This is a genomic window from Paenibacillus thalictri, from assembly GCF_004307995.1.
Lineage (GTDB): Bacteria > Bacillota > Bacilli > Paenibacillales > NBRC-103111 > Paenibacillus_AF > Paenibacillus_AF thalictri.
Window position 1 is genome coordinate 164,666 of the sequence record NZ_SIRE01000012.1, and the last position, 20,732, is coordinate 185,397.

At 49.7% G+C, this 20,732-nt stretch carries 20 protein-coding genes; 6 read left to right on the plus strand and 14 right to left on the minus strand.

Features of this window, described 5'->3' with window-relative positions; all coding sequences use genetic code 11:
* Nucleotides 1-7 precede the first annotated feature (7 nt).
* The 7 genes from EYB31_RS18015 to EYB31_RS18045 all read right to left on the minus strand — a co-directional run bounded on the left by EYB31_RS18015 (nucleotide 8) and on the right by EYB31_RS18045 (nucleotide 8,793).
* Nucleotides 8-1,135, minus strand: coding sequence for a Gfo/Idh/MocA family protein (locus EYB31_RS18015; protein ID WP_131014759.1), 1,128 nt, complete (start codon nucleotides 1,133-1,135; stop codon nucleotides 8-10).
* A gap of 1 nt (nucleotide 1,136) precedes the next feature.
* Nucleotides 1,137-1,958, minus strand: coding sequence for a sugar phosphate isomerase/epimerase family protein (locus tag EYB31_RS18020; protein ID WP_131014760.1), 822 nt, complete (start codon nucleotides 1,956-1,958; stop codon nucleotides 1,137-1,139).
* Nucleotides 1,959-2,026: 68 nt separating this feature from the next.
* Nucleotides 2,027-3,364, minus strand: coding sequence for an ABC transporter substrate-binding protein (locus EYB31_RS18025; RefSeq protein ID WP_131014761.1), 1,338 nt, complete (start codon nucleotides 3,362-3,364; stop codon nucleotides 2,027-2,029).
* Nucleotides 3,365-3,710: 346 nt separating this feature from the next.
* Nucleotides 3,711-5,027: a 6-phospho-beta-glucosidase gene (locus EYB31_RS18030; protein ID WP_131014762.1), complete on the minus strand. Its 1,317-nt coding sequence runs from the start codon at nucleotides 5,025-5,027 to the stop codon at nucleotides 3,711-3,713.
* Complete coding sequence (locus EYB31_RS18035) at nucleotides 5,024-6,007, minus strand: N-acetylglucosamine kinase (RefSeq protein WP_131014763.1); 984 nt, start codon at nucleotides 6,005-6,007, stop codon at nucleotides 5,024-5,026. Before EYB31_RS18035 ends, EYB31_RS18030 begins: the two co-directional genes overlap by 4 nt.
* 25 nt (nucleotides 6,008-6,032) lie before the next feature.
* Nucleotides 6,033-7,673 carry a gamma-glutamyltransferase family protein gene (locus tag EYB31_RS18040; RefSeq protein WP_240762548.1) on the minus strand — a complete coding sequence of 547 codons (1,641 nt, stop codon included), beginning with the start codon at nucleotides 7,671-7,673 and terminating at the stop codon, nucleotides 6,033-6,035.
* Nucleotides 7,674-7,926: 253 nt separating this feature from the next.
* Nucleotides 7,927-8,793, minus strand: a complete 867-nt coding sequence (locus tag EYB31_RS18045; protein WP_131014764.1) for an SDR family NAD(P)-dependent oxidoreductase — start codon at nucleotides 8,791-8,793, stop codon at nucleotides 7,927-7,929.
* Between the two features lie 112 nt (nucleotides 8,794-8,905).
* Here EYB31_RS18045 and EYB31_RS18050 point away from each other — a divergent pair, with 112 nt between their 5' ends.
* The 5 genes from EYB31_RS18050 to nspC all read left to right on the plus strand — a co-directional run bounded on the left by EYB31_RS18050 (nucleotide 8,906) and on the right by nspC (nucleotide 13,451).
* Nucleotides 8,906-9,280, plus strand: coding sequence for a MerR family transcriptional regulator (locus EYB31_RS18050; RefSeq protein WP_240762550.1), 375 nt, complete (start codon nucleotides 8,906-8,908; stop codon nucleotides 9,278-9,280).
* 262 nt (nucleotides 9,281-9,542) lie between these two features.
* Nucleotides 9,543-9,986, plus strand: a complete 444-nt coding sequence (locus tag EYB31_RS18055) for a MarR family winged helix-turn-helix transcriptional regulator (protein ID WP_131014765.1) — start codon at nucleotides 9,543-9,545, stop codon at nucleotides 9,984-9,986.
* A gap of 210 nt (nucleotides 9,987-10,196) precedes the next feature.
* On the plus strand, nucleotides 10,197-10,448 hold the full coding sequence (locus EYB31_RS18060) for a hypothetical protein (protein ID WP_131014766.1): 252 nt from the start codon (nucleotides 10,197-10,199) through the stop codon (nucleotides 10,446-10,448).
* A gap of 626 nt (nucleotides 10,449-11,074) precedes the next feature.
* Complete coding sequence (locus EYB31_RS18065) at nucleotides 11,075-12,322, plus strand: saccharopine dehydrogenase family protein (RefSeq protein WP_131014767.1); 1,248 nt, start codon at nucleotides 11,075-11,077, stop codon at nucleotides 12,320-12,322.
* Between the two features lies 1 nt (nucleotide 12,323).
* Nucleotides 12,324-13,451 (plus strand): carboxynorspermidine decarboxylase, encoded by a 1,128-nt coding sequence (nspC, locus tag EYB31_RS18070; protein ID WP_131014768.1) that lies wholly within the window; start codon nucleotides 12,324-12,326, stop codon nucleotides 13,449-13,451.
* A gap of 160 nt (nucleotides 13,452-13,611) precedes the next feature.
* On the opposite strand, the gene EYB31_RS18075 is transcribed toward nspC, so the two are convergent.
* On the minus strand, nucleotides 13,612-14,442 hold the full coding sequence (locus EYB31_RS18075; RefSeq protein ID WP_131014769.1) for an SDR family oxidoreductase: 831 nt from the start codon (nucleotides 14,440-14,442) through the stop codon (nucleotides 13,612-13,614).
* A gap of 97 nt (nucleotides 14,443-14,539) precedes the next feature.
* Here EYB31_RS18075 and EYB31_RS18080 point away from each other — a divergent pair, with 97 nt between their 5' ends.
* Complete coding sequence (locus EYB31_RS18080; RefSeq protein ID WP_131014770.1) at nucleotides 14,540-14,944, plus strand: MerR family transcriptional regulator; 405 nt, start codon at nucleotides 14,540-14,542, stop codon at nucleotides 14,942-14,944.
* Between the two features lie 98 nt (nucleotides 14,945-15,042).
* On the opposite strand, the gene EYB31_RS18085 is transcribed toward EYB31_RS18080, so the two are convergent.
* From EYB31_RS18085 to EYB31_RS18110, 6 genes are all read right to left on the minus strand, one after another.
* Nucleotides 15,043-15,645, minus strand: coding sequence for a class I SAM-dependent methyltransferase (locus tag EYB31_RS18085; protein WP_131014771.1), 603 nt, complete (start codon nucleotides 15,643-15,645; stop codon nucleotides 15,043-15,045).
* A gap of 198 nt (nucleotides 15,646-15,843) precedes the next feature.
* Nucleotides 15,844-16,197: a winged helix-turn-helix transcriptional regulator gene (locus EYB31_RS18090; protein ID WP_131014772.1), complete on the minus strand. Its 354-nt coding sequence runs from the start codon at nucleotides 16,195-16,197 to the stop codon at nucleotides 15,844-15,846.
* Nucleotides 16,198-16,554: 357 nt separating this feature from the next.
* Nucleotides 16,555-16,911 (minus strand): nucleotide excision repair endonuclease, encoded by a 357-nt coding sequence (locus tag EYB31_RS18095; protein WP_131014773.1) that lies wholly within the window; start codon nucleotides 16,909-16,911, stop codon nucleotides 16,555-16,557.
* Nucleotides 16,912-16,940: 29 nt separating this feature from the next.
* The gene (locus EYB31_RS18100; protein ID WP_131014774.1) at nucleotides 16,941-18,389 is read right to left on the minus strand and encodes a DEAD/DEAH box helicase; all 1,449 of its coding nucleotides are present in this window, start codon (nucleotides 18,387-18,389) and stop codon (nucleotides 16,941-16,943) included.
* 284 nt (nucleotides 18,390-18,673) lie between these two features.
* Complete coding sequence (locus tag EYB31_RS18105; protein ID WP_131014775.1) at nucleotides 18,674-19,573, minus strand: SDR family oxidoreductase; 900 nt, start codon at nucleotides 19,571-19,573, stop codon at nucleotides 18,674-18,676.
* 143 nt (nucleotides 19,574-19,716) lie between these two features.
* Nucleotides 19,717-20,694, minus strand: a complete 978-nt coding sequence (locus EYB31_RS18110) for an AraC family transcriptional regulator (RefSeq protein WP_131014776.1) — start codon at nucleotides 20,692-20,694, stop codon at nucleotides 19,717-19,719.
* Between the last annotated feature and the right edge of the window lie 38 nt (nucleotides 20,695-20,732).

Consider the following 20,732-nt stretch of genomic DNA (forward strand, 5'->3'; position numbering starts at 1 on the left):
AGTTAAGTTACATGCTCACAGCAAGCGATCGGGAGTTAGCTGCAATTTCGTCCGCCGTGACTTCGCGCCCCAAAACATCCGATAAATATAAGCCTTCGCTGATCAGCATGGTCGCAAGCGCGATGTCCGCAGTTGGCAGAAGCTCCACTCTTCCTTGCAGAGCGGCAACCCAATGCTTCTGTGAAGAATCGTAGGCGTCTTCGGTTTCCCGCATCCGATGCCAGCGCACATCCATACGATTGAGATCAATCGTGCTGTTCAGATCAAGATCCGCCACTGTCGTATGGAAACTGAATTCCCCTGTCTGCTCGCCGGAGTGGTACGATGGCAAGCGGATGCCGCCCTTCGAGCCGACAATGCTGCTGCCTTCCACTCCACCCAGATTTACAGCCCAGGCTTCGAAAATATCCAGCGTCACCCCGCCCTTGAAGGTAACAAAGCCCAACGCCAGCTCTTCTACGTCAAATCCGCTGATCTGCCGGCGTTCCGGGTCCATGTCCATCTCTTGGATCATCCGGCCGGTAAGCCGCTCCACTTCCGTCACATTAAGCAAATACAGCATCTGGGCGATATGATAAACGCCCATATCGAGCAAAGCGCCGCCTCCGCTACTAGCTTTTCGGGTAAAATGCACGGTGCCGAAACCGTCTACATAGGGGCGGCCCCGACGGCGGAAACCGTTCGAACGGGCATGAAACACCCGGCCTAATTGTCCGTCTTCTATTAATGCCTTAGCGGCTTTTGTTTCTTTCTTATACAAGGTTCCGAGTTGTATGTGCAGTTTCTTCCCGCATTCGCGGGCCGCCTCCAGCATCGAAACTCCGTCATGATAAGAGCCGGCAATCGGCTTCTCGCAATAAACATGTTTTCCCGCTCTGAGAGCGGCGATCGTAAGCGGCGCATGAAAATTATTGTGCAGACACACATCCACCGCATCGATATCGTCTCTTGACAGCATTTCCTTGTAATCCGTATACACATGCGGAATTCCGTATTTCTCCGCCACCGAACGCGCTTCTTGCTCGTTGATGTCGCACACCGCTACAACTTCAGCGCCGGGAATTCCGGCATACTCCTGCAAATGCACTTTTCCAATAATGCCTATGCCGATGACGCCGATTCTTATTCGTTGCACCCTAGTTTCCTCCGTTTCCTTGCTCCGGGCCGGCTGCTCCAGCCTTGGCCAACAGGCGCTTAGCGGAGGCTAATGCCCATTGAAGCTCAATGTAAGGATGAGACTGGGCGTTGTATTCAACAGCCCAGTCTCCTTGATACCCCTGATCCATCAGCATTCGCATGATGTCTACTGTCGCTTCCGAGGATACCCTGGCTGCATCCAGATGAACATGATTCACCCATGGTGCGAGCAATTTTTCACCAGGCACTGCCGCGTCCTGCCATCGTCCGATATGCAGCAGCACGCCATAACCCGGATGGCCGACCGCTTCAGCGAGACGTTTCATCCAATGCGGATCAAGCGATATGCCGGTATGATTTTCCGGCCCCATCGTGTATCCGAAGTCCGCCGCTCGCTGTGCATATTCTTTATACCGCATCACGGTGTATTCGAATTGTTCCTCCGAAGGCTCCACAGGTCCGCGGCTTGTATCGATCCGTACCGTCCGAGCCCCCAGAAGCTCGGCAGCCCGCAAGTAGTCCAGCGCGTTCTTATGCAGGATCTCCCGGATAGCGGGGTCCGGGTCCCATAAGTGGGCCCGGTCAACCGCAAAGTTGGCGACCGTCAATTGTTTCTCATCCAAAAACCGTTTGATTTTCCGCAAGTCGACGTCATCTGCAACCGGGTAGTAAAGATTGCTCCGATCGGTGAAAAATCCGTTCCATAAGTCAACGGACCCCAGTCCGAAACGATGCCGGGCGGTTTCCAAATAACCGTAAATGTCCATTTCCCCAGCGCTAAGCAGTTGGTAAAAGGAGAAACCTCCGATAGAAACGTTCAATGTCCTAACCTCCCTGATCCGGTCACATTCACGATGCCGGCGTTAACCGTGCTTTTGCTCGGATGATCTTACTTTTTCGATTTATCTACGGATTCTTGCAATTCCTTGGCCACTTGCTCGGCTGTTTTCTGTTTCGTGATGATTGCTTGAATGCCGTTTTCGATTGAATCCTTCACCGCAGGCTGCATTATGGCGTCAAACACAAGCGCGGAGCCGTTTTGCGTCAATTTCAGCATTTCTTTCAAGTACGGGCTGGTGTCAGCAGGCGCTTCCACTTTGGCCGGCACGACAATGCCTTTGCTCATCAGGTCTTGGTACAATTCAGGCGCATAGAAATATTTCAGGAACCGCAAAGCCGCTTCCTTCTTGGCGCCGGTCAAGTTTTTGCTCAAGCTGATACCGTATTGAATAACACCTGCGCTCTTCGTTGGATCTCCTTTACCCCCGCTGATCGCCGGGAACAAGGCGATACCGATATTTTCGGCAGCCGCTTTATCCGGATTACCGCCTCTAAACTTCGTATCGATGGTGGAGCTGGTCATCGTCATAGCCGCTTTCTTCTGCAGGAAATAATCTTGCTGCTGTACTTCGTCCATCGTGTTGATATCCGCATTAAAGGCATCGATCTTCACAAGATCAGAGATGACGTTTAAAGCTTTGACATAGTCGGGATCGGTAAATTTAGCTTCGCCTTTGTTTACTTTAGTCAAGAAATCGCTGCCGAGAATCCGGTCTCCTACTGCCGACATAAAGGTCGATTGCATCGGCCATTTGTTTTTATTGCCGATCGCCAGCGGGGTTACGCCGGAATCCTTTAATTTTTTGGCCAGATCGAGGAATTGATCGTATGTTTTAGGGAATTCGTTATAGCCGACTTTCGCCAACATATCCTTGTGATAATAAACAATGTCAACAAAGGTCATTTTTGTCGGAACCGCGTATTGCTTGCCGTTTACGTTGTATCCGGCCAGCGCTTGAGGCGGCAAAATATCTTTCCAGGTGCTCATAATTTCATCAAGCGGCATGAGCACATCGGCAGCAATATAAGGCTCAATTTCTACGCTCGGGAACATGACGAACATGTCCGGCATGCTGTTACCTGCTGCTTCCGTACGAAGTTTGGTGCGGTATTGGGCGGATGGCACATCCTGGGCTTCAATCTTGATGTCGGGATTCAATTCCAAAAACTTTTTGATCCGTTCTTTGTAAATCAAGTTATCTACGTTAGGACTGGACCAGTTATACTCCATGGTCAATGTTACGGGTTCTTTCGAATCCTTTGCCGGGGCAGCGCTTCCATTCCCACTGGCTTGTTTGGGCGCTTCCGTACCTCCACAGCCTGAAATCGCAGCTACCATCGCAGCTGAAGCAGTAACCAACATTGTTTTACGAATCGCGTTTTTCACTAGACCATTCCCCTTTTCAATGTCATTAACCTTAACACCAAACCTCACAAACCAATTATAAGTTCATTTGTATCCGCTTAACCATCCCACAGAAATATAAAAGTGTTTAAATTTTTAATGTACATTGACTTTTTCGACTATTTTCATGATTTTATGTTAGATTATATTACACAAAGGAAAGCGCATTCAATAAAATCTGATTTTTTGTTATTCATGTCAGCTTTAGTGTATCCCGAAAAAACAAAAAAAGCCAAGCGATCTCAAATCGCCGGCTATTTTCGCTTTTTTGCCGCAGATAACGTCACACAGGGACTGCGGTTTTACCCATTGGATACAGATTTGGTTTTCATTGGAATCTACTCAACCATGCCTCATTTTCTTGCAAAATCTCATCCAGCACCACTTTGGCAAGTGCCGCGTCCCCTACCAACGGATGCAAGGTCAACGCCTCCAAGCCAGCCTCATAGCTGCCTTCGACCGCCGCCTTCACCGTTAGCTCTTCGTACGCCTTGACTACTTGCAGCATGCCTCGCATATGGGCGGTAACCGGAGCCGAAGGCTGGATCGGGTGTGCTCCTGCGGCATCGATAACACAGTTGATCTCGACCGAGGCGTCGTCCGGCAGAAACGGCAAAACCCCGTTATTTTTCACGTTTACCGTCTGGATATTGCCGGTGTTATTGTAAATTGCCCGGATCAGATTAACCGCAGCTTCGGAGTAATAAGCTCCGCCCCGCTTCTCCAACTGAGGAGGCTTCACGGCCAGCGCCTTGTCTTTATACAGCTCGAACAACTCCGCTTCGACCTTGAGCACATCATCTGCCCGCGTAGTACCGTGCTCCTGAAACTTTTCCTGCATGTGGCCAAGCATCTTATTGCGCATGTAGTAATACCGGTGATAGCTGCAGGGCAATGCGCCAACCGCTTGCAGAAACTCGTCGTCCCACTCGAAATCGGGAATATTTTTCATCGTCAGGCCGCTTGATCCCGCCGCTTTGCTCAAGAAGCTGCGGGTTATATCTTCACCGTCGATCCAAATACGGGTCGTCCAGTTCAAGTGATTGATGCCCACCATTTCGGTTTGCACCCTCGCCACGTCGATGCCGTAAATGTCCGCAATCTGCATGCGGGTACCGATCGGAAGGTTGCACAGACCTACCGTGCGAACGCTCGAATACTTGATGACCGCTTCGGTGACGATCCCGGCCGGATTGGTGAAATTAACGAGGAACGCGTCAGGTGCAAGCTCCTCCATGTCCTTGCAAATATCCAGAATGACCGGAATGGTGCGCAGCGCCTTGGCAAACCCTCCGGCACCGGTCGTTTCCTGTCCGATCAGCCCGTGCTTGAGCGGAATTTTCTCATCGCGGGAGCGTGCCGCCAATAAGCCGATGCGCATTTGCGTAGCTACAAAATCGGCCCCGGCAATGGCTTCCCTTCGGTTCAAGGTCATGCTGAGCCGGATGGGAACTCCGGCCGCCGCAATCATCCGCTCGGCCAGACGGCCCACCGTCTCCAGCTTGTCTTTGCCCGCTTCGACATCGACCAGCACCAGCTCCGTAACCGGCAGCTCCTTGTAATGCTTGATAAATCCTTCTACCAGCTCCGGCGTGTATGACGATCCCCCGCCGATAACGGCGATTTTCAAACCTGATTTTCTCATGATTTGTACCCTCCGTAGCTTGCGAATTTATTCATGATCTCTTCCGTGACGGGCAGCTGCAGGTGGTCCATCGCCAGCAGCACCGAGCCGTATACCGGCGACAGCTTGGGTACAACCAGCTCAAAATGGGCATGTTTCTCCGCGATTTTCTCCCGTAAAGCCTGCAGCAAATGCGGGTTGCGGCCTTCCTGCACCACGCTTCCTACCAGCACGATCGGCACGGCTGCCGAAGCATCGAACCCGCCCAAACGTTCGATGACCGAATTCGCCGCCAACCCCAGCTCCTTCCCGGAGCTGCGCAGCAGCTCAATCGCCAGCTCATCTCCCGCATCCGCGGCCTGATGGAGTACAATCGTCAGCTCGCCCGGCACCTTCTGGACATCGCGGTCGAGAAAGTCGTTCACAAGTTCCTCCATCGCCGCAAAACCGAAATAGCGGGGCACAAGGTCCGTCAGCAGCGACGGACGCTCCCGCAGCTCCCATGAGCGTACGGCGCAGCTGAACGTTTCCCGGGCCAAATCGGGACCGCTCGTGCGGTCTCCGTACAAAGGGCCCAGGCCTCCGGTCTGCACGGATTGGCCCTGGCGGTTGCGCCCGGCCGCATTGGTGCCGTTGCCGCAAACGAGCACAACGCCAATATTGTCGGGGCTGCCCGCCCTTAAGCCCGTCATCGTATCGCAGACCAAATCCCAGCTGCGAAACGGAAGATGGCCTAAGGCAGGGAGCAGCACCTCAAAATCTTTGGGCCGGTCGGCCCCTGCCAAGCCATATTGCACAAAAACGATATCTTCGTACGCCAGCTGCGCTTCCGTCAGCGCGATGTCGATTGATTCGCGGATGTTTGCCATTGCCTGATCCACGCCGAATTTTTGATGATTGCTGCGCCCGGAAACGCCCTGACCCAGCCTATTGCCCAGCTCGTCGGTAACCACCGTGTAGGTTTTGCTGCCTCCCCCATCGATCCCTAGTACGTACGGCATCGTTAGCCTCCTGTTCGCTCTATGCTTACCATACCGCCACATGGCCGTCGGCCCGCGGCTCGGTGCCTCCTGCCAGCACACCGGTTTCAGGGTCGCGCCAAATCATTTGTCCGCGTCCGAACATGCCCGAATCCAGCGCCCTCTGCACGTTATGGCCTTTGCGTGACAGCGCTTGCGCGAGATGGTCCGGAAACTGAGGTTCGACCTCAATCGTCTTCTCCCGCAGCCAGCGCCATCTTGGCGCATCCAGCGAAGCTTGCGGATTCAAGTGAAAATCAATCGCATTCATGACCACCTGGACGTGCGCCTGCGGTTGGATCGAACCGCACATCACGCCAAAACAGCCCACCGGCTGATCATCCTTGGTGATAAAACCGGGAATGATCGTGTGGTACGTTTTTTTGCGCGGAGCCAGCACGTTGGGATGATTGGGATCCAACGAGAAACCCGCGCCCCGGTTCTGCATGCAGATGCCGGTACCTGGAATCACCAACCCCGAGCCAAAATCTCCGGAATGGCTTTGAATAAACGACACCATGTTGCCCTCCCCGTCCGCAGCCGCCAAATACACCGTCCCGCCCTTTGGAGGTTCCCCGGGAGCCGGCATCAGCGCTTCCGTGCCAATTAGCGACCTGCGCTGCGCCGCATAAGTCTCGGACAGCAGCTCCTCCACCGTGACCTCCATGTTTCGCGGGTCGGTGATGTAGCGGAGCCCGTCAGCATATGCCAGCTTAACGGCCTCTATCTGCTTATGCAGCGTTTCCGGCGTATCCTTGGCATCGAAATCCAGTCCCTTGAGCACATTCAGCGCCATCAGCGCAATAAGTCCTTGCCCGTTGGGCGGCATCTCCCAAACATCGTATCCGCGGTAATTCACGCTGATCGGCTCCATCCACTCCGGACTGTACGCGGCCAGATCCTCTTTGCTCAAATAACCTCCATGCTCCCGGAAAAAAGCATCAATTCGATCGGCCAGCTCGCCGCGATAAAACGACTCCGCGTTGGTTTCAGCGATAGAGCGCAGCGTTTGGGCATGTCCCGGTGAGCGCCAGAGCTCCCCGCTGCGCGGGGTGCGGCCGCCTGGGGCAAAGACCTCCATCCAGGAGCGGTACAAAACCTCGTCATTCAGAGCTTTGATATTGTGATAGCCCAGGTTCCAGTAGCTGCTGATCGTTGGGGATACAGGGAAACCTTCCTCGGCGTAGCGGATGGCCGGAGCCAGCACCTCCGATAAAGGCAAGCGGCCGAACCGCTCGGACAGTATCGCCCAAGACGCCGGCGTTCCGGGAACCGTTACCGGGAGCAAGCCGTAGGTCGGCATCTTTTCATGACCGGCCGCCCGCACTTGCTCGAGCGAAATAGCGCCGGGCGACGGCCCGCTTGCATTAAGTCCGTGCAGTTTGCCTTGCGTCCATACCAAAGCGAACGTATCGCCGCCGATGGAATTGGAGTTGGGTTCAACAACGGTCAAACAAGCGGCTGTAGCAATGGCGGCATCAATGGCATTCCCTCCCCGCTTGAGCATGTCAAGCCCGGCTTCTGCCGCCAAGGGCTGGGTAGTCGAAACCATACCCCGGTTAGCGTAATGAACCATTCTTCTGGAAGGATAAGGATAATACAGCGCATCATATTGCATCGTCACCAGCATTTCTCCCTTCGGTTGCATCGTTTAAAATCGGCAAATCCCACCTTGGGGCAGCGATTTGATGACATTATTGCCTTTGTTTTTCTTCAGTGTCAATACTCAAAATACCCTTGCCGGATACGGGAAGGAATCTCTTTTCTTATTATAATTCGCCGAATGACAGCGGTTACAAAAGATTCATAAAAGTTTCACATTTATGAATAAACCGGTTTTTTTCTGCCCCGTCGCATGACCCTATTCAAAGTGTCCATCCTATCACTGTAGCAAATCACATTTAATCAGCCCACTGGCCGCTTGTAAGCTCCTCGCATACACGCCACAATTTCGGACCGGCCTCTATATCGTAATTGTGCCGAATGGGGAGAATATGCATTTTATCGTCAAGGAAAGCGCCGTTCGCCTCTGCAATTTCCATGGCCGAAGCCGCATAGACGCCAGGTTTACAGTCGTCCCCTGCCCGTGCGTTCATGAAAGGCGCCATCATCCTAAGATACCATGGCGAATGCCGGGTCAATTTGGATTTGACCCATCCCGGGTGAAACGCAACGGAAGCCACTCCTGTTCCTTCGAGATGTTTGGCCCATTCGAAGGCAAGCAATATACGGGCATTCATGGTCTGGGTCGCAGCTCTCATGCCGCTGAAATGATTCAAAAGCTGGATGTCTTCAAAATCGATATGCGGTTTTTTCAGAAACCGCGGATTGCCGGCAACGGTTATTACCCTAGACGGGCGACTCTCCTTCAACATGTCCAACAATTCCTGAGTAAGAAGAAAATGACTGAGGACATTCACCGCGAACATCCGCTCAATCCCTTCTTTTGTTATTAGCTTTTCCCAGTAGATCGCTCCCCCAAGATGGGCCAGCACATCCAGGCGATCATATTTTCGCTTGAATTCAGCGCAGGTTTCCCTAATGGACGATTGCAGGGACAAGTCGGAAATCAGCAGTTCCCCTTGGTTATTCCCGGTTGCATTTGCAATGTCCAGCAACGCTTGCTTACCGTTCTCGCCGCTCCTACTTAGGATGATCACTTTAGCTCCCCGGCTGGCCAGCCCTATCGCCGTGGCCTTCCCGACGCCGGATGTGCCCCCCGATAGGAGAACCGTTTTGTTCTTCATATCCAGATGCGTTCCTTCCATCCCCTTTACCTCCCCATCACTTTAGAAAAATGAAATTTCTAATCGCTAAAGGTATAATAAAGGATAGAGTGAACTCTATAGCAATACGTATGAAAGGACTGAGGACAAGAAAATGATGGGCGACAAATATACAAGCAAGCAAGTATCGGAGAAAACAGGATTAAGCATTCATACGTTGCGATATTATGAAAAAATCGGATTAATCAATGGGATCGAGCGGGACGAAAATGGCTATCGCTTGTATTCGGAATCCGACGTCGCATGGTTTCACATTATCAAATACTATAGAGAAATGGGCATGCCCATCAATGAGATGCAGCAATTTCGCATCAAGCCGGAACAAGGCAGCTCCCTAACGACAGCTCGACGGCAGTTCATGGAGCAATACCGCAATAAAGTGATCGATCAAATGAAGAAGCTTGAAGAAACGCTGGTAAAAATCGACTACAAAATCGATTTATTCAAACAGCTGGAAGCGTCGGAATAACGAAAGCCGAATCACGGCGACTAAGATGTCTCAGAGAAAAGTCGAGATTTGCTTACTTTTTCACATCACATTTTACATTATCCTCAATTTTCACCTTGCTTATGAATCGGTTCAAGTTGCAGCTGGAATTGCGAAAAAACTTGATGCATGCGTGCCGCGGCAGCTTTCTCCATTTCATTCAACGCTAATCTCAATAGATCATTGCTCTCAGGGAAAGAAATGTGTATTGTATAATTAGAACTCTAATTGTTAGGAGTATGGAATGTTGAAGAACCCCGCCGCGATGTCCCGTATAGGCGTTATTTTCCTGACTTGGGAGCGCTATTTGCAGAAACGGCTGCTCCCGCACCAAATCACGTTGAAGCAGCTGTTTGTCCTCAGGCAGCTCGCAAACAAAACTTCGTTGAACCCGTCGCAAATCGCCGAGATGTTGTACTGCGACCGTCCTACGGCTACCGTTATCATTAACAATATGGAGCGGCAGCGTTGGGTGACCAAAAGCAAGGACGCGTATAACGGCAAGTTGGTCAACATTGCGATCACAAACGAAGGGCGCGATAAACTTGCATCGCTGAAGGAGGCGTTGGACGCCGTCGAACAGTTTGATCCGATGGCCTGCTTCACTGAAGAAGAATCCGCACAGCTCAACACTCTGCTGAACAAGCTGGCCGGTCATATGAACCACATAAAGGATTCGGTGGAGTAACAAAATTTTTTTGGTTCATAATTAGAATTCTAATTGTCTGAAGTCGTTTATTGAAGGAGAGGACTTATTTATGAAACCAGCCCTCCATACAGGTCCGCTGCCGCAGGACCGCGCACGTATCGTCTGGCGGATCTGTATACGATAGCAGCCGAGCTGCGGCCAGATGTACAACTGGTCAAACGCGAATACCATATCGAAGGCGTCCGGTTCATGAACGCGGCGGGTTATTCGCAGGAATGCGTCTGGCCGCTTTGGAGAGGTTTTGCCGATTGCATGCAGCTGCTTCAAGGGGTAGACGCCCGAGGGGATGAAACCTTCGAGAAATTCGCACGCAGGCTGCAGCTGTTCACCTTCGAAGAGATCGGCAAAAAAGCGCCGGAATACGCCGCAATCGTAGAGAGCTTGCACGAGGAACGCAATAGACTGACGGAGCATATTCTAAATCGTTCAGCCGCGCTATAGCCCTATTTTTATCACTTCCCAGCATTCCTCTAAATACATCCAAAGCCAATATGTTCCTCGGTCGCAAAATTTGTCATATAATGTTACGAATTTTTTTAAATATTTTTGTTGATATCTTTAGTGTTTATGATATTATGAGATTGCATTGTTGGAAAGCTGTTATTCAAAATATACGGAGTCTTTCCAAGCAGATAACTTTTTTGACCACATCCACTAAGGAAGTTAAGGCCATACGGACAGCCGGGTCAAATGCCGACTGGCAACTTTGGTTGCCTTATTGATTGAGCGTGCAGCTCAAATTTTATAAGTTTGGTTTCTTAACGACCAGTGCATTGCATCGCACATTAACTTGTGAAACGATCAATAAGAGTGGTAAAAGTGATTATTTGCTATATAGACTCTGATTCGTTATCGATATATTTTGAATATTAGAGAGCTTCCTCAAAAAAAGCTATGTCCCGGGTGACGGGGACATTTAATATTCCCAAATATATCCAAACAAGTGTGATACGCGATGATGCGTTTTTGCCACTTGTTTTTTTGTACGTAAAAAACGATGGCAATCATCTGGGCCAGCGAGCATGGCAAGAAATAAGAAAAAAATGACAAGGTAAGGAGATGGAGAGATGGGAAAAGCATTAATCATTGGTTGTGGTGGAGTGGCATCGGTAGCCATTCACAAATGTGTACAAAATTACGAGGTTTTTGAAGAAATTTGTATCGCAAGCCGTACTAAATCCAAATGCGATGCGTTGAAAGCGAAGCTGGATGGCGGCAAAACGAAAATTACGACCGCCCAAGTGGATGCAGACAACCTGGAAGATCTTATTGATTTGATCCTGGAGGTAAAACCGGATATCGTTATGAACCTGGCGCTGCCTTACCAGGATTTGACGATCATGGATGCCTGCTTGGCGACCAAAACTCATTATATGGATACGGCTAATTACGAGCCTGAAGATACTGCAAAGTTCGAATACAAATGGCAATGGGAATACCGCGAGCGTTTCGAGAAAGCCGGCATTACCGCCCTTCTTGGCAGCGGCTTCGACCCAGGCGTAACGGGCGTGTTCTCCGCTTATGCGCTCAAGCATTACTTCGACGAAATTGAATACATCGACATCTTGGACTGCAACGGCGGCGATCACGGCTATCCGTTCGCAACGAACTTCAACCCGGAGATCAATATCCGCGAAGTATCCGCTAACGGCAGATACTGGGAAAACGGCGAATGGATCGAAACCAAGCCGATGGAAATCAAACGCGTCTATGACTTCAACGGGGTCGGCGAGAAAGATATGTACTTGCTTTACCACGAGGAGCTTGAGTCCCTTGCGCAGAACATGCCGGGATTGAAACGTATTCGGTTCTTCATGACTTTCGGCCAAAGCTACCTGACTCACCTCCGTGCACTGGAGAATGTCGGCATGACCTCGATCGAGCCGATCGAATTCGAAGGAAAGAAAATCATTCCTCTCCAATTCTTGAAGGCTGTATTGCCGGATCCGGCATCGCTGGGGCCGCGCACTGTCGGTAAAACAAACATCGGCTGCATTATCCAAGGCAAAAAAGACGGCGAATATAAGTCGTATTATGTGTACAATATTTGCGATCACCAAGAGTGCTACCAAGAAGTGGGCTCTCAAGCGATCTCTTATACAACTGGCGTTCCTGCCATGATCGGCGCGGCCATGATTCTGACTGGCAAATGGAACAAACCGGGGGTATACAACATCGAAGAATTCGATCCGGATCCATTCATGGAAGAGTTGAACAAATGGGGACTTCCATGGGTAGAAGACTTTAATCCTGTATTGGTTGATGATAGAGAAGATTCGCTCCAAACTGTCAAACAACCGGCGCTGACTCGTTAAGATGCGGTTTGAAGAGCTACCTACGCCTTGTTTTGTCGTCGATGAGGCGCTCATCGAGAAAAATCTTAAAATCCTGAACGGTGTCATGCAGCGTACGGGAGCAAAGATTATTTTGGCCCAAAAAGCATTTTCCATGACAACCTTGTACCCCCTCATTGGCGAATACTTGAACGGCACGACCGCCAGCGGCTTGTTTGAAGCACGGCTTGGCTATGAAGCAATGGGCAAAGAGAATCATGTCTTTGCCCCTGCTTATCGGGAAGACGAGATCGATGAAATTATCTCCATTTGCGATCATATTATTTTTAACTCCTTCTCCCAACTAGAGAGGTTCAAGGACCGGGCTCTTCGGGCCGGCCGGAAGATCGGTGTGCGCATTAACCCGGAATGCTCGACTCAGGTCGGGCACGAAATTTACGACCCGTGTTCGCCCGGATCCAGATTCGGGGTCAAACGGGAAGATTTCCGCCCGGATCTGCTGGACGGCGTATCCGGACTGCACTTCCATACGCTCTGCCAGCAAAACTCCGACGACCTTGCGACCACGCTGCGGGCGGTCGAAGATAAGTTTGGAGAGTGGCTGCCGCAAATGGAATGGATTAATTTCGGCGGCGGGCATCATATTACAAGAGACGATTATGATCTCTCCACGCTTGAAGCTTGCATTACGAGAATGCAGGAGCAATACGGCCTCAAGGTTTATTTGGAGCCAGGGGAAGCCGTTGCGCTTAACGCAGGTTACTTAATCGCTTCCGTGCTCGATCTTCATAAGAATGGGATCGATATTGCGATTCTGGACACCTCCGCGACTTGTCATATGCCGGATGTACTGGAGATGCCTTATCGTCCTCCTCTGATGGGGAGCGGTGAGCCTGGTGAGAAGCCGTTTACGTACCGGCTTACAGGGCAAACGTGCCTGACGGGAGATGTGATCGGAGATTATTCGTTCGATCAACCCTTACAATGCGGCGATCGGGTCGTATTTGGGGATATGGCGATATACTCCATGGTGAAAACCAATACATTTAATGGCATGCCGCTTCCGGCGATTGCCGTTCAAGGCAAAGATGGCGATTGCCGCGTGGTGCGCGAATTCGGCTATCAAGATTTCAAGACACGGCTCGCGTAACATAAAGGTTTTTCCTGAGAAATATGGCATTTTTATTCCGTCATTTGTAGCAGGATTGTACAAGTTATGCAACATCAAATTTTAAAGGCCATCCCTGAAGGATGGCCTTTTTATTGATATTCGACGATCTTCCCTCCGTTTGCGGAGCTGGACCATCGTTTTATTTGTTAAAATAGTGGCCCTGTTCGAGGTCTTGAATCAGTGTGGGGTGCACAGATTTCCATCCCAATAGCTCTTGTGTCTGTGCACTCGTCCTTGGGATGTCCAGCGACGCGAGGGCTCCGAGAAAGCCGAAATGAGCGTCTGCTTCCGCGCGTGAAATGCTGGCCACCGGCAAGTTCAGCTGCTTGCCAATGACGCTTGCGATGTCGCGAAAAGGCACACCCTCATCGTGCACTCCGTCCAGCCGTGATCCTGCAGGAGCGGTTTCCACCGCCAACCGGAAAAGGCTTGCCGCATCGAAGCGATGTATAGCCGGCCAACGGTTGGCCCCGTCACCAATGTAGGCAGAGACACCCTTTTCGCGGGCGATACGGATCAGCATCGGCACAAATCCTTTTTCTCCCTCACCGTGCACGGACGGAGCCAGCGACACGATCGATGTCCGCACGCCTTGTTCAGCCAGTGCAATGACTGCATTGTCCGACGCCTCCCCATTGAGATGAGCCGTAATCACAAAGGGCTTGCCGGAGTCCTTCAGTGCCGCCCCCATCGTTTCAACAGCACGAAGATCGGTTGTAAGCCCGCCGGGGAAATCCGAGAAATCATGCTTAAAAGCCAAGTGAATGACGCCATCCGCAGAAGCTGCTCCGCTGTGAAGACTGTCGAGATCTTCAAGGGTACCGTGATGCACCTCCGCTCCGGCTTCTTCCAAAGCCGCGGCGCCTTGGTCTGAGCGAGTTAAACCTACCACTTTATGGCCGAATTGGATGAGCTCGCGGACAACGGCGGAACCAATGTATCCTGTTGCTCCAGTTACGAAAATTCTCATAACAATCTCCTCCTACAAATCCTTTGATTAGTTGAACACGTTTAGTGTAAACTATGAAGTGAACTCTAAGGCAAGTCGTTTTTTAGGGGGAGTTGCTATGAAAATTCAAGAACTAGCTGAAAAGATGGGTTTAACCGTTCACACCATTCGTTTTTACGAAAAGGAAGGCTTACTGGACGGCCGTCATGTCCAGAGAGAGAAAAATAATTATCGCAATTACTCGGACAAGGCGATCGAACGATTGAAGCTTATTAAGAAATTTCAGGGCGTAGGCTGTTCGCTAGTCGAACTGAAGGAAGTTTTGCAGGATCATGATACCAATACGCTTACCAATCAACAAATCATTGAGTGGATTTCTCAGAAGATAAGTGAAATCCAGCGTAAAAAAGACGAATACGATCAAATGCTGGCTACTCTTCACTTGATGTTGGAATACCGAATGGCGCTGATTCATGATCCACAGAAGGCTCATTTAATGCTTGCAAGCTGGCAATCCGATTAATTCGTACGAAAAGCGCGCGGCTGCTCTCACTTGTACAAAGATAAAGCCGCTTGCCGCGGCAGAAGCATAGGCCTTACGAGACGATTCCCTGTGGAAGTCTATTTTCGAGAATGGAGAATAAACATAGAGGCATCATGTCCCATGAATATCCCTCTTCCGGTATAAAACGTTTTGGATTGAACATCCTTATACCCTATTTTCATCATCATCTCAGCCAAATCATCTTGTTTAAACCCGTTATGAACGATGTCCGAAACGACTTTTTCATTCTTGTCAAAATCGACGATCAGCAGATGCCCTCCTTCGTTCAGAACATCAAATAATCTCGATAAAATGAATTCGGCATCATGAATATGAAGCAGGACCTGAGCCATGAAAATATAGTCGGCCCGTAAACCCGGCAGACCTTCCTTTTCAAAATCAAAACATAATGTATGTGCATTCTGAATATTCAAATCAGAAATTTTTTGTTTGATTTGATCCAGCATGTTTGGGGAGGTATCGAGAAAAAGCATGGAATGAAAAGCGTTTAACAAGTTCATTCCGACAAGGCCGGTTCCGCAGCCAAAATCAATAGCCTTCTTGCTTTTAGCATCCACTACATATTCACTGATGGCATCTGACGATACCTTGGCAATTTGGATTCTTTCCGGTGTGTCGTACCTTTTGGCAATCATTTCGAACTTATCCGTATTTCCCATTCGTATCTCTCCTATTTTCGTTTGAGTCCCCATAGCCGGTCTCATGCTCCGGCGAATTCTTTTTTATAACAACCTATATAGACCCGTGATATCCACAATAAACAATCTACAACCAAGTTGCAATGACTTTTCTTGATTCAGACTTTCGCTTCTAGTGGCGGGCGAATCGAAAAACCGTATCAGCGGCCGCGAGGAGAATTAACAATTCAGCGACTGCTGTACTTGTTCCTGCTGTTTTCTTATCAAGTGCGCTTCGCCCCAGTCATGCATCATCTGAAGCATGGTCTGGAGAGTGGCTCCGTATGCTGTCATTGAATATTCAACCTTAGGGGGAACCTGCGGGAACACTACGCGCTGGATGATGCCTTCTTCCTCCAAATCGCGCAGATGGGCAGTAAGCACCTTTTTAGTAACACCCGGCATTGCATGTTGTATCTCGCTAAACCTCATCGTCCCATTATGAAGTAAATGAAGCATAATGGCGATTTTCCATTTACCTACAATCGTCTCCAACGCCGTCGCGACTCTACAATTACTCGGGTCCCTGTCCATTTGTTATCCTCCCTTTAACCATATAATGCATCTCGGTTTTTGTATAAAATGAAATGCAATGTTACTGTAGTGTGCCTAATTCATCATTCGTGTATAACGAGATACAATAAAAAGAAATGATACTAACTTTATATTAGTAATGAATGCATCATATTGCAAGGAGGGAAACTCTCGTAACTGGAAGAACTATGATCCATTTTTGCTTATGGCACACGATCAGATGTCTCCCTCCAGTTATCAGAACTTACGTAAGCCACACTTAGATGTGAAAATGCCTCTAACCCACCGAACGTGGATTAAAGGCATTTTTTGCTTTATTTTATATCATGGCGCCTTAGGCAATAGGAACTCCGTCTATTATTTGTACAACACCTTATCTACATTGTACTTAGCCTTATATTCGTTGATAATATACGTCTCGTAAATTTCTCTATGGACGGGGTCCTCGACCAAACAAAGCTCGATCTTGGTCACTTCCTCCCGATAGTCTTTGATGACCGACACTGTATCTTCGAAATGCTTCTTAATTCGCGGTCTTAGCTTCCACGCCTTGCCGACGAAAAGGAGTTCATCTTTATCGTTGTAGAACATAAAGATCCCCGCTTTATCTCTAGGAATCAGAATGAAATCGGTAAACCCGTAAATATGGCTTAATTCCGGATTTTCCTGTTTGTAAATCGTGACATCTGGTGTCGGCATCGTTATTTGAATCATGAACATTCACTCTCTCTTCTATTTCATTTTTATTTCCGGTTCGCCTCAAGTACCTTCAGCAGCTTGCCTTTGACCGTCGTATCTTTCATCTTATCAAGAACAAGGCGCCCTTTGCCATTGAGAATATCCACGTACGATGCGTTATCCTCTATCGTGATAATCCCGATGTCATCCGCCGATACCCCGTCAATCTTAGCGATGGTGCCGACGAAGTCTACCGCTCGGAGCTTCTTTTTCTTCCCCCCGTTAAAATAAAGCTTCAATACTTCCTGATTCGAACCGGAGCCCCGGTCCTTCTTGACAATTCGCCGTCCCCTTATCTTCTCTTCAAAAGCAGGACGGGTACTCGCGATTGCTTCTTGGGAAGGGTTGCTTCTCTTGGGAATCTCGAAGCCGATATACCGCTCAACGTTGGCAACGAACTTCTCTTCAGTCGGTGTGGCGAAGGAGATCGCCGTTCCCGAATGTCCAGCCCTTCCCGTTCGACCGGTTCGATGAACATAACTTTCGTTCTCCTGCGGAAAATCATAGTTGATGACATGGCTGATATTCTCGATATCGATCCCTCTTGCGGCGACATCCGTCGCGATCAGATAGCGGAACTCCCCTTGTTTGAACGCGTTCATCATCTCCGTGCGCTTATCCTGCTCCATTCCCCCATGAATTCTGCCGCAGGGGTAACCGTGTTTATTTAATTCTTTAAACACGACTTCGACCCTGATCTGCGTTCGGCAAAAGATAATACAGCTATCCGGATTCTCGACAACGGTGACGTCCCGCAGCAGATTCAGCTTGTTCTCGTCCCTAACCGAATACATCGAATGTACGATTTGGCTTGTCGTTTTTGCCTCGGTCTTTACCTCTATGTCCAATGGATCATTCATATACTTATGGCATAAATTTTCCACGTCCTTGGGCAAGGTCGCCGAGAATAACATGGTCATTCGATCCTGGGGCAGCTCACGGATAATCTTCTCCACATGCTCGATAAATCCCATATTCAGCATCTCATCGGCTTCATCAATCACAAGAAACTTGATTTGCTCCAAATCAATCGTCTGCTTCTCGATATGATCGATCAACCGCCCCGGCGTGCCTACGATGACGTGATTTCTCTGCTGCAGTTGCGCCTTCTGCCTGGCGATAGGCTGCTTTCCATAAATAGCGGTTGCCTTGATTCGTTTATATCTGCCGATATTCATAATGTCCTGCATAACTTGATCGGCAAGCTCGCGAGTTGGCGTTAAAATCAGCGCCTGCGGCCGATGCTCTTCCCATTCCAGCATCTCGCAGATCGGAATGCCGTAAGCCGCGGTCTTCCCGCTTCCCGTATGGGACTTGACGGTCATGTCTTTGCGCTCAAGCGCAATCGGAATCACCTTGCTTTGAACTTCCGTTGGTTGTTGATACCCCAAGTTATCTAAAGAACGGGTAATTTCTTCGCCTAACTTATAGTCTTTAAAGCCTTGCTCGCTCATAAGTATACCCCTTCTATCTAAGTAACAACGAATTTCTATATTCTTGAGTCTAGATTATATTCTATCTATTATGGACATGCCTGTCTATTCCATGCAAGAAGGTTGCTCCAACATCAGCATAAAATCGTAACAAGCTCTTCACCTCATTGTGAAAAGCTTGTCCATTGTACTTCTCTTAATTTTCGATATAACAGACTGCTTAGAATGCTCGGCAGCTCCAAGATTTTCTTCCAAACGCTCCAGTTTTCTTGTACCGGGAATCGGGACAATCCTGTCGTTCCATATCAGCTTTTAAAATAATAATCCCCTTCCAGATCACTCAGAAGATCCGCGTGCTCAGGTTTCCACCCGAGCCGTTCTTGGGTCAACATACTCGAAGCCTGAATGTTCTGCGAAGCAAAATGCGCCAGCCAACCAAAGTGACCGGGAGCAGCTTCAAGCGACTTGCTGACTACAGGCAAATCGAGGCGGCGTCCGATAACGGCTGCGATCTCGCGAATAGACACGCCCTCCTCGCCGATGGCATGCAGTTTGGAGCCTGCAGGAGCGGCTTCAAACGCCAGTCGGAAAAGTCGTGCTGCATCCAGCCGGTGCACAGCGGACCAGCGGTTTGCACCTTCGCCCACATAGGCTGCGGCACCTGTACGCCGAGCGGCATGAATCAATGCCGGAACAAAACCGCCGCGGTCACCATCGCCGTGTACCGAAGGCGGCAGCCTCAACACGGATACACGCACGTCTTGAGAAGCCAAGGAAAGAGCCTCCTCTTCAGAAGCGATGCGATGCTTACCTGCAGTGTTGACATCAGGGGCATCTTCCTCTGTGCCGATTCGACCTGGCGGAAGATGAGCGATCACGGAAGTAACAACCAACGGCCGGCCAGAACCGGCAAGCACCGCACCGAAAGTCTGAACAGCACGGCGGTCCATGAGGCCAGCACCCGCCATGTCAGCAAAGTCGTGGTTGAAGGCCGTATGAATGACACCATCCGCTGCTTCCGCACCGCTTCTTAGGCTTTCGAGATCTTCCAAAGAACCGCGGTGTACAAATGCCCCGGCCTTAAGAAGAGAGTTGGCCGCTTCATCCGAGCGAGCCAGGCCCATGACTTCGTGCCCCGCTCCTAACAATTCACTTACAACGGCAGAGCCGATAAAACCTGTCGCTCCAGTTACAAAAATACGCATAAAGAGACCCTCCTACACTGAATAGTAAATCTCCCCAACCGACGAAATGATTAGCGCGTAATCGGCATTCGTGGTTATCAGGCTTAAGTTTATTGTAGAACGCATCTTATCCCGATGATTGCCCGTTCTGCTTCACTTATTGCCTATTCCAACGGAAGATTCGAATCAGCAGTCACCTGTGGACGCAGTCCAACAACGTCTCTTTTTGGCGGACTTCCAAAAAAACGGCTGTAATCCCGGCTAAATTGCGAGGGACTGGCATAGCCTACTAGATAACATGCTGTTGTTGCATCCAATGATTCGGATACCATTAAGCGTCTCGCTTCATGAAGACGAAGTGCTTTTTGATATTGTAATGGACTCATTGAAGTCATGGACTTAAAGTGCACTCGAAAAGTGGACTCACTCATATGTACCATTTCAGCTAATTCCGCAACTTTTACTGGATCGGAGAAATGATTGCGGAGCCAAGCAATCGCTTTCGTAACTAGATGCGCTTCCGAGCCTGCAAAACCAAGCTCAGCCATCCAAGAACCAATAGGGCTGCGCAAGACGCGTATCAAAATCTCATCCATTACAAGGGGAGCGAGCAATTCAGCATCGCCGGTATGGGTCAAACATTGGACAAGTCTTGTTGCAGCGTTCATCATTCCTAGGTCGGCGCTAAGAATATAACCCGCGCTCCATTTCGTTGCTGCAGGCACCCCCTGCGGGTATACCCTGAGGGCCATTTCAGCAATTTTATGCGGGTCAAGAACCAGCTTCACACTCAAGTAAGGTTCGGTGTAAGTAGCGTGTGTGACCTTCATAGCAATCGGCAGAGCGACAGGAAGCATAAGTATTTGCGATTGATTGAATCGATAAACCTCTTGCCTTACTGTTACGGTTTTAGCCCCTTGTGCAACAATGATCATGGAGGGCATGTCAAAAGATTTCACATAGTCCTCATTTACCCGAGAATAACGGCTCACGGACAAACCGGGGATGCGCTGGCTAAAGGTGCCGTCATATGGGGTTTGACCGCTAATCAGGTTTGCCAAGCGAATCGTTTCTTCAACAAGAGCGTCCTTGGTGCTGCCGTTCGCAAGCGCAGCCAATGTATCTTCGGATTGAATCGTCATAAGTACAAGAGCACCTCCAATGGCTCCCCCGATCTGGT

What these genes read in the sequence shown, in the direction of transcription:
- EYB31_RS18065 (WP_131014767.1), top strand. Translation starts at nt 11,075, where the DNA reads ATGGGAAAAGCATTAATCATTGGTTGTGGTGGAGTGGCATCGGTAGCC.
- EYB31_RS18035 (WP_131014763.1), bottom strand. Translation starts at nt 6,007, where the DNA reads ATGCCGTACGTACTAGGGATCGATGGGGGAGGCAGCAAAACCTACACG.
- EYB31_RS18090 (WP_131014772.1), bottom strand. Translation starts at nt 16,197, where the DNA reads ATGGACAGGGACCCGAGTAATTGTAGAGTCGCGACGGCGTTGGAGACG.
- EYB31_RS18030 (WP_131014762.1), bottom strand. Translation starts at nt 5,027, where the DNA reads ATGAGAAAATCAGGTTTGAAAATCGCCGTTATCGGCGGGGGATCGTCA.
- EYB31_RS18055 (WP_131014765.1), top strand. Translation starts at nt 9,543, where the DNA reads ATGTTGAAGAACCCCGCCGCGATGTCCCGTATAGGCGTTATTTTCCTG.
- EYB31_RS18095 (WP_131014773.1), bottom strand. Translation starts at nt 16,911, where the DNA reads ATGATTCAAATAACGATGCCGACACCAGATGTCACGATTTACAAACAG.
- EYB31_RS18075 (WP_131014769.1), bottom strand. Translation starts at nt 14,442, where the DNA reads ATGAGAATTTTCGTAACTGGAGCAACAGGATACATTGGTTCCGCCGTT.
- EYB31_RS18060 (WP_131014766.1), top strand. Translation starts at nt 10,197, where the DNA reads ATGAACGCGGCGGGTTATTCGCAGGAATGCGTCTGGCCGCTTTGGAGA.
- EYB31_RS18050 (WP_240762550.1), top strand. Translation starts at nt 8,906, where the DNA reads ATGATGGGCGACAAATATACAAGCAAGCAAGTATCGGAGAAAACAGGA.
- EYB31_RS18105 (WP_131014775.1), bottom strand. Translation starts at nt 19,573, where the DNA reads ATGCGTATTTTTGTAACTGGAGCGACAGGTTTTATCGGCTCTGCCGTT.
- EYB31_RS18100 (WP_131014774.1), bottom strand. Translation starts at nt 18,389, where the DNA reads ATGAGCGAGCAAGGCTTTAAAGACTATAAGTTAGGCGAAGAAATTACC.
- nspC (WP_131014768.1), top strand. Translation starts at nt 12,324, where the DNA reads ATGCGGTTTGAAGAGCTACCTACGCCTTGTTTTGTCGTCGATGAGGCG.
- EYB31_RS18085 (WP_131014771.1), bottom strand. Translation starts at nt 15,645, where the DNA reads ATGGGAAATACGGATAAGTTCGAAATGATTGCCAAAAGGTACGACACA.
- EYB31_RS18040 (WP_240762548.1), bottom strand. Translation starts at nt 7,673, where the DNA reads ATGCAACCGAAGGGAGAAATGCTGGTGACGATGCAATATGATGCGCTG.
- EYB31_RS18045 (WP_131014764.1), bottom strand. Translation starts at nt 8,793, where the DNA reads ATGGAAGGAACGCATCTGGATATGAAGAACAAAACGGTTCTCCTATCG.
- EYB31_RS18110 (WP_131014776.1), bottom strand. Translation starts at nt 20,694, where the DNA reads ATGACGATTCAATCCGAAGATACATTGGCTGCGCTTGCGAACGGCAGC.
- EYB31_RS18080 (WP_131014770.1), top strand. Translation starts at nt 14,540, where the DNA reads ATGAAAATTCAAGAACTAGCTGAAAAGATGGGTTTAACCGTTCACACC.